This window comes from Pelistega indica (genome assembly GCF_000506865.1).
Taxonomy (GTDB): domain Bacteria; phylum Pseudomonadota; class Gammaproteobacteria; order Burkholderiales; family Burkholderiaceae_B; genus Taylorella; species Taylorella indica.
The window spans coordinates 1-12662 of sequence record NZ_AYSV01000099.1 but is presented as its reverse complement, the minus strand read 5'-3'; the positions used below and the strand labels follow the sequence as shown (position 1 = coordinate 12662).

Here is a 12662-nt window from a genome sequence, read left to right as displayed (position 1 = left end):
ATTTGGATGTTGATTTATCCGTGAATTTTTCCAAGGATTTGTTAACCATGCTTTAGTGACATTGCACATTGATAATCTGAAAGGGAAGGGATTAATTCGCACCATCAGGCAGAGACTGTATTTAAAGCTTTTGGTCGTGCTTTACGTATGGCCGTAACACCAGACCCTCGTTCTGAGGGGGTTATTCCTTCTACCAAAGGTGTATTGTAATGGGCTCCAATGTCAATATAGCGATTGTGGATTATGGAATGGGAAATATCCATTCTGTACAAAGAGCTTTGCGTTATGCTGCTCCAGAGGCGAATGTTTATTTAGCCAATACTGTTCAGTTGCTAGATCAAGCAGATAAAGTTGTTTTACCTGGACAAGGGGCAATGAAGGATTGTATGCTCAATCTAGAACGTTCAGGTTTAAAAGAATCGTTGTTGATAGCCGCTAAAAATAAACCATTATTGGGTGTTTGCGTAGGCGAGCAAATGCTTTTTGAACGTAGTGATGAAGGCAATGCAGAATGCTTGGGGTTATTTCCGGGATATGTCGCCAAATTTGAAGGCGAGGTGTTTGCAAAACCCCATTTAAATGACCACCGTGAGCATCTTAAAGTGCCACATATGGGTTGGTCTCAAGTCAAACAAGAACGTAGTCATCCTATCTGGAATGGTATTCCAGATAACAGTTTTTTTTTATTTTGTGCATAGTTATTACGTTGTTCCTAGTGAACCATCATTAACTGTGGGCAGTAGTTTGTATGGATATCCATTCACGTGCGCAGTGGCTAAAGACAATATTTTTGCGGCGCAATTTCATCCTGAGAAAAGTGCTGAATATGGTCTAAAACTCTATCGTAATTTTGTTGAGTGGAAAATTTAATAAAATCTATACAAAAATAGGGTATAAATACATTTTTGGATAATTTTTAATCATTTTTGTTTTTTGTGAACTGATATGTTGTTAATTCCTGCAATTGATCTTAAAGATGGGCGTTGTGTACGTCTTCGTCAGGGTGAGCTAAATGATGCTACTGTATTTTCCGATGATCCGGGTGCAATGGCTAAGCAATGGCTAGATAAAGGAGCTAATCGCTTACATCTAGTTGATTTAAATGGTGCATTTGCGGGAAAACCCAAGAATGCTGAAGCTATAAAAAGTATTTTAGCTGCTGTGGATGATGAAATTCCAGTACAAATTGGTGGGGGTATTCGTGATATGGATACCATCGAAGCTTATCTAGACATGGGACTAGAATATGTGATTATTGGTACTGCGGCTGTTAAGGATCCATTATTTTTACAAGATGCTTGCTCTGTCTTCCAAGGTCATATTATTGTAGGGTTAGATGCCAAAGACGGTAAAATTGCGACCGATGGTTGGAGCAAAATTACTAAGCATGATGTGATTACGACGGCTAAACGTTATCAGGACTTTGGTGTTGAATCAATTATTTATACCGATATTGGTCGTGATGGTATGTTAACAGGAGTGAATATTGAGGCGACATTAGCCTTGGCTCGTGCTGTAAATATTCCTATTATTGCTTCTGGTGGCGTTCACAATATGGATGATATTAAGGCATTAGTTCCATTAACAGATGAGGGTGTTGAAGGCGTTATCTTAGGCAGAAGTATCTACGAAGGAACACTTGATTTTGAAGAAGCTCAACGCTACGTTGATGAATTAGAGGATTAATAAAAGTGAATGCCATAACTCCAGTTTCTACCTTAACAAAACGCATTATTCCTTGTCTTGATGTCACTGCAGGCAGGGTGGTAAAAGGTGTGAATTTTGTTGAATTGCGTGATGCTGGTGATCCAGTGGAAATTGCTCGTCGCTACAACGAACAAGGTGCAGATGAATTAACCTTCTTGGATATTACAGCAACGAGTGATGGTAGAGATTTAATACTTCCCATTATTGAGCAAGTGGCCTCGCAAGTATTCATCCCTTTGACTGTTGGTGGAGGTGTACGAGAGGTCAGTGATGTGCAACGCTTATTAAATGCGGGTGCTGACAAGGTTTCTATAAACAGTGCAGCAGTAGCTCGTCCAGAACTGGTATTAGAAGCTAGTCAATATTATGGCTCACAATGTATAGTGGTAGCTGTTGATGCACGCAAAGTTAGTAAAGAAGGAGAGCCTAATCGTTGGGAAGTTTATACTCATGGAGGGCGTAAACCAACTGGGATTGATGCTCTAGAATGGGTTATTAAGATGGCTGATTATGGGGCTGGAGAAATTCTACTAACGAGTATGGATAAGGACGGTACAAAATCAGGCTTCGATTTAGAGTTAACTCGAGAAGTATCGGATGCTATTGCTATACCAGTCATAGCTTCTGGTGGTGTTGGTAATTTACAGCATTTAGCAGATGGTGTGACAAAGGGTAGGGCTAATGCTGTTTTAGCTGCTAGTATTTTTCACTATGGTGAATATACGATTGCAGAATGTAAAGAATATATGAGCAAACAAGGTATTGCTGTAAGAGGTGTTTAAATGTCTGCTTGGTTAAAACAAGTACAATTCGATGATAATGGCTTGATTCCAGCAATTGCACAAGATTATAGGACTGGGCGTATTCTTATGGTGGCATGGATGAATCATGAAGCACTATTAGAAACAGTTAAAACGAGAGTGGCTGTCTATTGGTCTCGTTCTCGTAAAAAACTGTGGCGTAAAGGAGAAGAGTCTGGGCATGTTCAAAAAGTACATGAAATACGTTTAGATTGTGATCAAGATGTTATTTTGTTAAAAGTAGAGCAAGCACATGGCGTGGCGTGTCATACAGGGCGTGAAAGTTGTTTTTATTTGAAACTAGAGCAAGACCCAGCAACAGATGAACTATCATGGCAGGCAGTTGATCCTGTCCTTAAAGATCCAAAAGAAATTTATAAAGAAACACATGAATGATTTAAATATGCAGGATTTTTTACATGATTTGAGTAAAACACTTGAGTCACGTTTACCTCAGAATGGTGGGGACGAACAGACTTCATATGTGGCGAAACTCTTTAGCAAAGGGCCTGATGGTTTTTTAAAAAAAATTGGTGAAGAAGCAACAGAATTAGTAATGGCTTGTAAAGATGAGCAGAAACAAAGGATTGTTGCGGAAACGGCTGATTTGTGGTTCCATAGCATGGTGGCATTAACCTACTATGGTTTAACACCAGAAGATGTGATACAAGAACTTAAACGCCGTGAAGGTGTTTCGGGTTTAGAGGAAAAAGCATCACGGAGATCATAATGAAGATGAAAGAGTTTTGTCATCACATTATAAAAGTTTAATTTTAAAATATCTGATTGATTTTAGGAGTATCAGAATGGGTGGTTTAAGTATTTGGCATTGGTTAATTGTATTACTAGTTGTTGTGCTTGTATTTGGCACTAAGAAATTACGTAATGTTGGAGAAGACTTAGGCGGGGCCGTAAAAGGTTTCAAAAAGGGCATGAAAGAGGGTGAGGGTGAGCCGTCATCTATCACAAACCAACAGTCAGAAGATGTAAATACTGTTGATGTAAAAGCGAAAGAAAAAGCTGAGTAATTTTTTGAGTTGCCTCTTATGTTTGGTTTAAGCTTTAGTGAACTCTTTATTATTGGTATTGTGGCACTCATTGTATTAGGGCCAGAGAGACTGCCAAAGGTAGCTCGTACAATAGGACACCTTACAGGGCGTGCCCAGCGCTACATGAGTGATATCAAAAATGAATATTCAGCGAGAAATGGATATAGAAGAGCTCAGTAAGATTAAGGCTGATGTTCAAGAGGCAACTACACAGATGCGAAATAATTTTGAGAAGGCAGTATCTGATATCAAAGATCCATTAGCTAGTGTTAAAAAAGAAATGGGTGATACAGCACAACAATTAAAACAAGATATTAAACAGGAGTTGCCTGATATATCTTCCTTAAAGCCGACTAATAAAATTGCAGAGACATCATCTACAGATAAAACAGAGTCATGAATCAATTAGAAAATCATTCTGAAGAGCCTAGCCAAAAAGACGAAAGTCTAATATCCCATCTAGTTGAATTACGCTCACGGTTATTATACGCTGTAGTGGGGGTATTAGTTGTATTCGCTATTCTATGTATCTATCCTGGCAACAAAGAGCTTTATGACTTTCTAGCAAAACCTATGGTATCAACGTTACCAGCTGGCGATAAAATGATTGCCTATGGTGTGATTACCCCATTTCTGGTTCCTCTAAAGGTAACACTAATGATTGCGTTTGTAGTGGCATTACCTTTTGTGTTGTATCAGGCATGGGCATTTGTAGCTCCTGGTTTGTATAAGCATGAAAAACGGTTAGTCGTACCTCTAGTGATTTCTAGCTATATCTTATTTTTTGTAGGTATCGCCTTTTGTTATTTCTTTGTTTTCAAGACGGTTTTTCATTTTATCGCTGCGGTATCCCCCGAAAGTATTACATTTGCACCTGACATTGAAGCCTATTTGGATTTTGTGATGACTATGTTTTTGGCCTTTGGATTGACATTTGAAGTGCCTGTAGTGGTATTGGTGTTGGTAAGTACAGGAATTGCTAGTGTAGAAAAATTAAAGAACATTCGACCTTATGTGGTTGTATGTGCTTTTATTATTGCCGCTGTATTAACACCACCCGATGTCATTAGTCAGTTTATGATGGCTGTACCACTTATTTGTCTTTATGAGCTAGGGATCATTGGTGCAAAACTGATTAAAGCTAAACCTAGCTCTACTACAAATTCAAATACCAATGACTTTAATGCTTAGTAGATAAGCGTTTTTTCTCGGGTTTTGTTCCTAATACAATAACTACAGGGATGGATTTATTGGCTCGTAAGATAGTTGCTTTAAGCTCTGTCCCCGGTTTGAGTAATCCAATCTCATTCATCATTTGATTGACTGAAGTCACTGGCTTACCATCTAATTCGGTAACAATATCACCAACAGCAAGCTTAGCATTAGCGGCAGGACCATTAGGAACAAGAGAAGCGATAATCACGCCTTTGGTTTCTTTTAGGTTAAAGGCTTTGGCAAGGTCTGCCGTAACTTCTTGAAGCTCTAGGCCCAACCAACCACGAGTTACACGACCTGTTTGGATAATTTCTTGCATGATTTTTAGGGCTGTATCTGCTGGTGTGGCAAAACCAATACCTAAAGCACCGCTGCTAGAGTCTTTTTCAGCATAGATAGCTGTATTAATACCGATAAGATCGCCATTGACGTTGATCAATGCTCCTCCAGAATTACCTGGGTTAATGGCAGCATCAGTTTGAATAAAGTTTTCATAGGTATTAATACCTAAACCTGAGCGGCCTAATGCAGAAATAATTCCCATTGTTGTAGTTTGACCGACCCCAAAGGGGTTGCCGATGGCAAGTACGACATCTCCGACATTTAGTTTAGCATTTGCATTATAGGGAATAGGAGTGAGATTATTCGCCTCAATTTTAATGACGGCTAAATCGGTATCTGGATCTGCCCCTATGAATTGACCACTAAACTTTCGACTGTCATGCAATGCTACTTCAATAGAGTCTGCAGCTTCTACCACGTGGTAATTGGTTAAAATATACCCATCTGGAGTAGCAATAACGCCTGACCCTAAGTCTGTAGGGCGAGTAATATCCTCTCGAGAATTAGGGGTATTTAAGAATGGGCGTAAGGAAGGAATATCGGGTAGATTTTTAAAAGGTGAGGCAATTTTCTTAGTTGAATAAATATTCACTACAGAAGGGACAGCCAGTTTCACTGCATCAGCATATGAGGTGACAATTGTTGTTGTCATGCTTGGTGTTGCTTCCGTGGTGTTTTGAATTTTAACCGTTGCTGTTGGTTTGGTGCTAAGAGGTGTGTTTAGCAGAAAGGTGTTTACCCATGCAGGTCGTAATGTTGCTAGAATAAAAATAATAGCAAGAATAATAGCGACAGTTTGAGAGAAAATAGACCATATGCGTTGCATGATTAAACCACAAAGGAAATAAAATGAATCTAGTTAGTCGAGCAGAATTACAACAATGGCTTAATCAATCATTAAGCCCGATGCTTTTAAAGATTATGCCCCAAATGGATTACAGTTGCAGGGAAAACCTTTCATAAAAAAAATAGTTTTAGGTGTAACTGCTTCAAAAGCATTATTAGAAAAAGCAGCTCAAGCCAAAGCAGATACGGTAATTGTTCACCATGGTTGGTTTTGGAGAAATGAGGATTCCTGCATAGTGAATCAAAAATATGAACGTATCGCTTATGCTATTAAACAGGAATTAAATGTTTTTGGCTATCATTTACCCCTAGATGCGCACCCAGAATGGGGGAATAACACACAATTAGGTGTTGTGTTAGAGCTACAAATTTTGATGCAGGACGGTAAACCAGTAAGTTGTGGAGAACAAAAACTAGTATGGTTAGGAGAGCCTCCGTTAGGGAAAGAACGCTTAGGTGATTTTGTCTCACATATTGAAGAAAAGTTAGGGCGGCAAGTGTTGTTTATTGGAGACAAAAATAAGAGAGTTAAAAAAGTCGCTTGGTGTACTGGTGGTGCACAAGGCTTTTTTGATGTGGCTATTAATGCAGGGGCTGATGTTTTTATCACTGGTGAGGCTTCTGAGCAGGTGTATCACATGGCTCAAGAGAGTGGTGTGGCTTATATTGCTGCAGGGCATCATGCGACGGAGCGCTATGGTATTCAGGCATTAGGAAGGGCGATAAAACAGCAATTTCCTAGTATTGAGGTGGATTATATAGAAATATATAATCCTATATAACTATTTGATTTTAAAGAAAAAAGCCATTATTAGGTTAATAATGGCTTCAGTCAAATCTCTTTTTATTGAAGAATTTCTTTATCAACTTATTTTTTTAGCGAATCACGAATTTCACGTAATAGAACGATATCTTCTGGATCTGGCTCTGCTGCTTTTTCTGCTTCAAAACGAGCACGTGCTTTAGCAATAGCTTTAACAAGTAAAAATACAACAAAAGCTAATAAGATGAAGTTAATTAAGATCGTGATAAAGTTACCATAAGCGAAAATGTTAGCGCCAGCCTCTCTTAATGCATCTAATGTTTGAGGGCCAGTATAACCCTCTGGTTGTGATAACACAATGAATTTACTACTAAAATCAACATCACCACCTAGGATAAAGTTGATAAAAGGCATAATGATATCTTTTACAAGAGAATCAATAATTTTGCCAAATGCAGCACCGATGATGACACCAACTGCTAGGTCAACCATGTTGCCTTTTACAGCGAACTCTTGGAATTCTTTAATAAAACCCCGTGCTTTGCTCATAATTTGTTTCCTTTTTTGCGTTGAAAATGTTTACACGGTATATAATAGCAAGATAAGTTTAAATAAATCTATTTAAATAACGTTAATTTTTTTTTACACCTTGGCAGTATCAATAAGGATCGATAATGAGTCAGGATATACATTTACATCAAAATGAAGGGCAGGCTTCTCCAGATGTCTTACCTCAAGACCCTTCTCGCCGTTTTTGGCTAGGCACAGCCTGTGCTGTGGGTGGTGTAGCTGGTGTAGCAACGGCAGTTCCGTTTGTTGCATCAATGAACCCGTCAGAACGTGCAAAAGCAGCTGGTGCGCCAGTTGTGGTTAATTTAAGTGCTATTCCTGCAGGCACAATGGTGACTGCAGAGTGGCAAGGTAAGCCAGTTTGGATTTTACATCGCACACCAGAAATGATTGCTGGCTTGAAAAAAATGGATGACTTCTTAGCAGATCCTAACTCTGATCGTCCTGGATTTACGCCAGAATTTGCTAAAAATCCATATCGCTCACGCAAAGAGCAATGGTTAATTTGTGTTGGTATTTGTACACATTTAGGATGTTCACCTTCACCTCGTTTTGCCGTTGGTGGTGCTGAAGGTATGCCTGCGAATTGGGGGGGTGGTTTTTTATGCCCTTGCCATGGTTCGCAATTTGACTTGGCTGGTCGTGTACTTAAAAACCAACCAGCTCCAGATAATCTATTGGTTCCACCATATTATTTTGTTGATGACAATACAGTTATGGTTGGTTTAGAACAAGCAGCAGGCTAGTTTTGCCTCATTAATTTAAGGAGCCTAAAATGGCCGGCGATAAAGTTGTAGAAACAACGGGATTATTAGGTTGGATTGACCACCGATTCCCAGCAAGCAAGCTTTGGAAAGAGCATCTTAGTGAGTACTATGCCCCTAAGAATTTTAACTTCTGGTATTTCTTTGGGTCACTTGCTTTATTAGTGTTAGTGATTCAAATCGTGACTGGTATTTTCATGGTAATGCACTATAAACCTGATTCAGACCTAGCGTTTGCTTCAGTTGAGTACATTATGCGTGAAGTGCCTTATGGTTGGATTATCCGTTATATGCACTCAACGGGTGCTTCAATGTTCTTCGTGGTTGTGTATTTACATATGCTACGTGGGATGTTCTATGGTTCATACCGCAAGCCACGTGAGTTAGTGTGGATTTTCGGGGTAGCTATTTTCTTGTGTTTAATGGCTGAGGCATTCTTCGGTTATCTATTACCTTGGGGACAAATGTCTTTCTGGGGTGCGCAAGTAATTGTTAACTTATTCTCTGCTATTCCATTTGTGGGTGAAAGCTTATCTGTATGGATTCGTGGTGATTTCGTTGTATCTGATGCAACACTTAACCGTTTCTTTGCTTTCCACGTGATTGCTATTCCATTAGTATTAATTGGTTTAGTAGTTGCTCACATTATTGCCTTACATGAAGTGGGTTCTAATAACCCTGACGGTGTAGAAATCAAGGCTAAGAAAGATGCAAATGGTCGTCCATTAGATGGTATTCCTTTCCATCCTTATTATTCAGTACACGACTTGGTTGGTGTTGCTGGTTTCTTAATCGTTTTCGCAGCGATTATGTTCTTCGCTCCAACAATGGGTGGTTATTTCTTAGAGTCTAATAACTTCTTACCTGCAGACCCATTTAAAACTCCTCCGCACATTGCACCAGTTTGGTATTTCACACCATTCTATTCAATGTTACGTGCAACAACTGACGAGTTTACATGGGCATTGGTAGCGTTTGCTGTATTATTTGCTATCGGTATTTTATTGAGTAAAAATGTTCGCTCACCATGGAAATTCATCTGGGCAATTGTATTAATTGCTGTAGCATTTGCCTTACGTATTTTTGATGCAAAATTCTGGGGTGTTGTTGTGATGGGTGGTACAGTAGTGATTCTTGGTTTCTTGCCATGGTTAGATCAATCACCTGTTAAATCTATTCGCTACCGTCCGGGTTGGCATAAGCTTGTTTATGCGATTTTTATCATTGACTTCGTGATTTTGGGTATTATTGGTACAAAAGCACCGTCACCAATGTTAAATATCATTTCGCAAGTAGGTACAGTTGTATATTTGGCATTCTTCTTCTTTATGCCAATTTGGAGTCGTTTAGGTACATTTAAACAAGTTCCTGAGCGTGTGACTTACCGCCCTCACTAAGATTTTTAGGAAAGAACATGATTAAAAAGATTTTAGGTTCATTACTCATGGTGGTATCAATCGGCAGTGGTGTGGCAATGGCTTCAGAAGCTGGTCACCCTTGGGACGTAGCACCTGACAAAATTAACGATAAAGCTGCATTGCAAAACGGTGCAAAGCTATTTATCAACTACTGTATGAACTGTCATGGCGCAAGCTTATTGCGTTATAACAACTTAACTCAACTTGGTCTAACAGAGGACCAAATCGTTAATAACTTACTTTTCACTGGCAAAAAAGTTGGTGATAAGATGACTATTGCGATGAGTCCTAAGGATGCCAAGTTATGGTTTGGTGCAACACCACCAGATTTATCATTAATGGCTCGTGCAAAAGCCGAAAACTTGGGTCAACCAGGTACAGATTATATCTATACTTACTTACGTACATTCTATCGTGATAAGTCTCGCCCAACGGGTTGGAATAATCTTGTATTCCCAAACGCAGGTATGCCTAATCCATTATGGCAACATCAAGGTCCAGTTGAGGTAACTTTCACCGATACGCATGAGGTTGAGAAAGATGGTGCTAAGCAATGGCATGAGACAGTCACTAAAGTGGATGCTGATGGCTATAAAACACAAGTTAGTGATAAGGTGTTAGCTGATTACAAAGGTCATGCGTCAAGCCATGCTGAAATTACGTACCAAGACAAAGAAAAACAAGCCCAATATGATAAAGATGTGGCTGATTTGACAGCGTTTATGGGCTGGATGGCTGAGCCTCAGCAAGAGTTCCGCAAGACATTAGGTATGTGGGTATTGTTATTCTTAGCTATCTTGTTTGCGGTTGTATGGCAATTAAATAAAGCGTACTGGAAACACGTTAAATAAGTTTACGTCGCTTTAATATGTGTGGGGTAAGCCTCTTCTCTTTGGGCTTACCCTTTTTGTTTTGAAATTAGGGATTATCACGTATTAATGCGTAATGAGTGGTAATCAACTAGTCGTTTCTTGTAGAATAGATGAGTTAAGCGTAGGATTGAAACAAAACAGCAAACTTATCTATTAGCCTATCATCCTACATAGTTAATCTATAAAAATTTTAAAGGAGTCGCCCAATTATGATGGTGCTTTACTCTGGCACAACTTGCCCTTTCTCTCAACGCTGCCGTTTTGTGTTATATGAAAAAGGCATGGATTTTGAAATTAAAGATATTGATTTGTTCAATAAGCCAGAAGATATTTCAGTGATGAATCCTTATGGCACAGTGCCTATTCTGGTTGAGCGTGATTTGATTCTATATGAATCAAACATTATCAATGAATATATTGATGAACGTTTTCCTCACCCACAATTGATGCCTGCAGATCCAATTATGCGTGCTCGTACACGTTTATTCTTACATAATTTTGAAAAAGAACTATTTGTACATGTGTCTGTTTTAGAAGATTGTAGCAAACGTGCTGATGAAGCTTTATTAACAAAAACTCGTAACATTATCCGTGATCGTTTATCACAAATTGCACCAGTGATGGTTAAAAACCGTTTTATGCTAGGTGATGAGTTTTCTATGTTAGATGTAACGATGGCTCCATTATTGTGGCGTTTAGACTACTATGGCATTGAGTTACCGAAATCAGCAGCACCATTGCAGAAATATGCTGAGCGTATTTTCTCTCGTCCTGCTTTTATTGAGGCATTAACGCCTTCTGAGAAAGTCATGCGTCGTTAATTAGGCTGTTACGCCCATTAATTAATAAAGGAAAAATGATGTTACCAGCTAGTGCAAAACCTTATTTATTAAGAGCGCTTTATGAGTGGTGTATAGAAGAAGGTTATACACCGCATGTAGTTGTACAAGTGGATGAGCATTGCCATGTCCCAATGGCCTATGTTCGCGATGGTAGCATCACCTTAAATGTAGGACCTTTAGCGACTAAAGACTTTTTTATTGATAATGAATGGGTTAGTTTTTCTGCTCGATTTAATGGTGTTTCACAAATGGTGAGTTTTCCAATTACAGCTGTAGCTGCGATATTTACACGAGAGACTCAGGAGGGTATGGGCTTCGAAGTGACAAAATATCAGGGTAAAGAACCATTAGAACAAGGTATAAATTCAAATCAGACAGAAGATAAAAGTGGGCAAAAAACAACAGGTTTTAAATTGGTGGAATAAGATTACTGTTTAAATCAAAAAAAACTTGCTAAGAAAACGAAATATCCATATAATTATATTTCTAGGCCGCCGGCTTAGCTCAGCAGGTAGAGCAGCTGATTTGTAATCAGAAGGTCACGAGTTCGATTCTTGTAGCCGGCACCACTAAAGCCTTTGTTTGCTAATATATTCAAGGGTCTTAAGATAATTAACCTTGTAACACGATTGTGTGCAAGGTTTTTTTATTTTTGTCACTAAACTGGTATGGAAATTTTGGATACCAAGGAGTCCAAAAAATATGAAGATATCGGTATGGTAATACTCCTCTAAAATCGAAACACCGATGAGTGGAAAATTTCGTTAAACTATTTGTTAAATTTAAAGGAATTTTTCATGCGTAGAAAACAATTTACCGAGCGACAAATCTTATCTATTCTTAAACAGCATGAGAGCGGCGTGAGCGTTGCTGATTTGTGTCGTGAGCACGGCATGAGCCAATCTGCTTTTTACAAATGGCGTAGCAAATATGCCGGCATGGACTCGTCAATGCTCAATGAGCTAAAACGCCTACAGGAAGAGAATGCGAAGCTTAAGAAGCTTTATGCTGAGGAGCGGCTAGTTTCCGAGGCACGAAAGGAGCTACTTGAGGGAAAGTGGTAAAGCCATCGCTACGAAAAGCGATGACAAGAACACTTGTATCACGTCAAGGCTTTGCTGTCAGGTTAGCTTGCCGAACGGTGGGTATTAGCACATCAAGTTATTACTATCAAAGTAAAGGAAAGGCTGAGGACGAGCAGATTGCCGATTGCTTGATTAAACTTACCCAAGCCAATAAGCGTTGGGGCTTTAAACTATGCTTTTTCTATCTCAGAAATGTCCAAGGCGTTGTTTGGAATCATAAGCGTGTTTACCGCATCTACAAGGAGTTAGCATTGAACTTACGTATTAAACCTCGCCTACGCCTTCAACGAAAGCAGCCAGTGCCACTGGCTGTGCCCACAGCTGCTAATCAGGTATGGTCAATGGATTTTATGAGTGATGCACTAGCCGATGGTCGTAGACTACGCTGA

General features: G+C 39.2%; 17 protein-coding genes, 1 tRNA gene and 3 pseudogenes. 19 read left to right on the top strand and 2 right to left on the bottom strand.

From position 1 onward, the window contains the following. The 10 genes and pseudogenes from V757_RS28100 to tatC form a co-directional block, all read left to right on the top strand. Window positions 1–210: pseudogene (locus tag V757_RS28100) on the top strand (imidazoleglycerol-phosphate dehydratase); the annotation flags it as partial. Then, window positions 210–870 (top strand): annotated as a pseudogene (gene hisH, locus V757_RS24215) (imidazole glycerol phosphate synthase subunit HisH). The pseudogenes V757_RS28100 and hisH, both read left to right, overlap by 1 nt. Window positions 871–945: 75 nt before the next feature. Continuing rightward, window positions 946–1686 carry a 1-(5-phosphoribosyl)-5-[(5-phosphoribosylamino)methylideneamino]imidazole-4-carboxamide isomerase gene (gene hisA, locus V757_RS24210; protein WP_023952065.1) on the top strand — a complete coding sequence of 247 codons (741 nt, stop codon included), beginning with the start codon at window positions 946–948 and terminating at the stop codon, window positions 1684–1686. A gap of 5 nt (window positions 1687–1691) precedes the next feature. Beyond that, on the top strand, window positions 1692–2489 hold the full coding sequence (gene hisF / locus V757_RS24205) for an imidazole glycerol phosphate synthase subunit HisF (RefSeq protein ID WP_023952063.1): 798 nt from the start codon (window positions 1692–1694) through the stop codon (window positions 2487–2489). After that, entirely contained in the window at window positions 2490–2903 is a 414-nt protein-coding gene (gene hisI / locus V757_RS24200; protein WP_023952061.1) for a phosphoribosyl-AMP cyclohydrolase, read from the top strand. It abuts the gene before it with no gap. Window positions 2904–2910: 7 nt separating this feature from the next. Then, on the top strand, window positions 2911–3237 hold the full coding sequence (locus V757_RS24195; protein WP_371128770.1) for a phosphoribosyl-ATP diphosphatase: 327 nt from the start codon (window positions 2911–2913) through the stop codon (window positions 3235–3237). A gap of 76 nt (window positions 3238–3313) precedes the next feature. Continuing rightward, complete coding sequence (gene tatA / locus V757_RS24190; protein ID WP_023952057.1) at window positions 3314–3535, top strand: Sec-independent protein translocase subunit TatA; 222 nt, start codon at window positions 3314–3316, stop codon at window positions 3533–3535. An 18-nt stretch (window positions 3536–3553) separates the two neighbouring features. Continuing rightward, complete coding sequence (gene tatB, locus V757_RS29390) at window positions 3554–3736, top strand: Sec-independent protein translocase protein TatB (RefSeq protein WP_245587033.1); 183 nt, start codon at window positions 3554–3556, stop codon at window positions 3734–3736. After that, window positions 3696–3956, top strand: coding sequence for a hypothetical protein (locus V757_RS29990; protein WP_031274748.1), 261 nt, complete (start codon window positions 3696–3698; stop codon window positions 3954–3956). The genes tatB and V757_RS29990 overlap by 41 nt, the downstream gene beginning before the upstream one ends. After that, window positions 3953–4747 (top strand): twin-arginine translocase subunit TatC, encoded by a 795-nt coding sequence (gene tatC / locus V757_RS24185; RefSeq protein WP_023952055.1) that lies wholly within the window; start codon window positions 3953–3955, stop codon window positions 4745–4747. The genes V757_RS29990 and tatC overlap by 4 nt, the downstream gene beginning before the upstream one ends. Here the strand turns inward: tatC and V757_RS24180 are convergent. Then, complete coding sequence (locus V757_RS24180) at window positions 4737–5939, bottom strand: S1C family serine protease (RefSeq protein ID WP_023952053.1); 1203 nt, start codon at window positions 5937–5939, stop codon at window positions 4737–4739. The two genes, tatC and V757_RS24180, sit on opposite strands and share 11 nt — an antisense overlap. 23 nt (window positions 5940–5962) lie before the next feature. On the opposite strand from V757_RS24180, the pseudogene V757_RS24175 reads away from it, so the two are divergent. Next, window positions 5963–6741 (top strand): annotated as a pseudogene (locus V757_RS24175) (Nif3-like dinuclear metal center hexameric protein). An 86-nt stretch (window positions 6742–6827) separates the two neighbouring features. Here the strand turns inward: V757_RS24175 and mscL are convergent. Further along, complete coding sequence (mscL, locus tag V757_RS24170) at window positions 6828–7271, bottom strand: large conductance mechanosensitive channel protein MscL (RefSeq protein WP_023952049.1); 444 nt, start codon at window positions 7269–7271, stop codon at window positions 6828–6830. Window positions 7272–7396: 125 nt separating this feature from the next. Here mscL and petA point away from each other — a divergent pair, with 125 nt between their 5' ends. The 8 genes from petA to V757_RS0114665 all read left to right on the top strand — a co-directional run bounded on the left by petA (window position 7397) and on the right by V757_RS0114665 (window position 12662). Further along, window positions 7397–8038, top strand: a complete 642-nt coding sequence (gene petA, locus V757_RS24165; RefSeq protein ID WP_023952047.1) for a ubiquinol-cytochrome c reductase iron-sulfur subunit — start codon at window positions 7397–7399, stop codon at window positions 8036–8038. A 29-nt stretch (window positions 8039–8067) separates the two neighbouring features. Next, entirely contained in the window at window positions 8068–9453 is a 1386-nt protein-coding gene (locus V757_RS24160) for a cytochrome b (protein WP_023952045.1), read from the top strand. Window positions 9454–9470: 17 nt separating this feature from the next. Next, window positions 9471–10325, top strand: a complete 855-nt coding sequence (locus tag V757_RS24155; RefSeq protein ID WP_023952043.1) for a cytochrome c1 — start codon at window positions 9471–9473, stop codon at window positions 10323–10325. 230 nt (window positions 10326–10555) lie between these two features. After that, window positions 10556–11167 (top strand): glutathione S-transferase N-terminal domain-containing protein, encoded by a 612-nt coding sequence (locus V757_RS24150; RefSeq protein WP_023952041.1) that lies wholly within the window; start codon window positions 10556–10558, stop codon window positions 11165–11167. 38 nt (window positions 11168–11205) lie between these two features. Beyond that, window positions 11206–11613: a ClpXP protease specificity-enhancing factor gene (locus tag V757_RS24145; protein WP_023952039.1), complete on the top strand. Its 408-nt coding sequence runs from the start codon at window positions 11206–11208 to the stop codon at window positions 11611–11613. Between the two features lie 68 nt (window positions 11614–11681). After that, window positions 11682–11757 (top strand) — tRNA-Thr (locus V757_RS24140). A 228-nt stretch (window positions 11758–11985) separates the two neighbouring features. Next, the gene (gene tnpA, locus V757_RS0114670) at window positions 11986–12252 is read left to right on the top strand and encodes an IS66 family insertion sequence element accessory protein TnpA (protein WP_018027281.1); all 267 of its coding nucleotides are present in this window, start codon (window positions 11986–11988) and stop codon (window positions 12250–12252) included. Continuing rightward, window positions 12246–12662: an IS3 family transposase gene (locus tag V757_RS0114665; protein ID WP_081710690.1), complete on the top strand. Its 417-nt coding sequence runs from the start codon at window positions 12246–12248 to the stop codon at window positions 12660–12662. The genes tnpA and V757_RS0114665 overlap by 7 nt, the downstream gene beginning before the upstream one ends.

Bases quoted from the DNA above. Each gene is read 5' to 3' on its own strand.
- hisA (WP_023952065.1), top strand. From the start codon at position 946: ATGTTGTTAATTCCTGCAATTGATCTTAAAGATGGGCGTTGTGTACGT.
- hisI (WP_023952061.1), top strand. From the start codon at position 2,490: ATGTCTGCTTGGTTAAAACAAGTACAATTCGATGATAATGGCTTGATT.
- V757_RS24195 (WP_371128770.1), top strand. From the start codon at position 2,911: ATGCAGGATTTTTTACATGATTTGAGTAAAACACTTGAGTCACGTTTA.
- tatA (WP_023952057.1), top strand. From the start codon at position 3,314: ATGGGTGGTTTAAGTATTTGGCATTGGTTAATTGTATTACTAGTTGTT.
- tatB (WP_245587033.1), top strand. From the start codon at position 3,554: ATGTTTGGTTTAAGCTTTAGTGAACTCTTTATTATTGGTATTGTGGCA.
- V757_RS29990 (WP_031274748.1), top strand. From the start codon at position 3,696: ATGAATATTCAGCGAGAAATGGATATAGAAGAGCTCAGTAAGATTAAG.
- tatC (WP_023952055.1), top strand. From the start codon at position 3,953: ATGAATCAATTAGAAAATCATTCTGAAGAGCCTAGCCAAAAAGACGAA.
- V757_RS24180 (WP_023952053.1), bottom strand. From the start codon at position 5,939: ATGCAACGCATATGGTCTATTTTCTCTCAAACTGTCGCTATTATTCTT.
- mscL (WP_023952049.1), bottom strand. From the start codon at position 7,271: ATGAGCAAAGCACGGGGTTTTATTAAAGAATTCCAAGAGTTCGCTGTA.
- petA (WP_023952047.1), top strand. From the start codon at position 7,397: ATGAGTCAGGATATACATTTACATCAAAATGAAGGGCAGGCTTCTCCA.
- V757_RS24160 (WP_023952045.1), top strand. From the start codon at position 8,068: ATGGCCGGCGATAAAGTTGTAGAAACAACGGGATTATTAGGTTGGATT.
- V757_RS24155 (WP_023952043.1), top strand. From the start codon at position 9,471: ATGATTAAAAAGATTTTAGGTTCATTACTCATGGTGGTATCAATCGGC.
- V757_RS24150 (WP_023952041.1), top strand. From the start codon at position 10,556: ATGATGGTGCTTTACTCTGGCACAACTTGCCCTTTCTCTCAACGCTGC.
- V757_RS24145 (WP_023952039.1), top strand. From the start codon at position 11,206: ATGTTACCAGCTAGTGCAAAACCTTATTTATTAAGAGCGCTTTATGAG.
- tnpA (WP_018027281.1), top strand. From the start codon at position 11,986: ATGCGTAGAAAACAATTTACCGAGCGACAAATCTTATCTATTCTTAAA.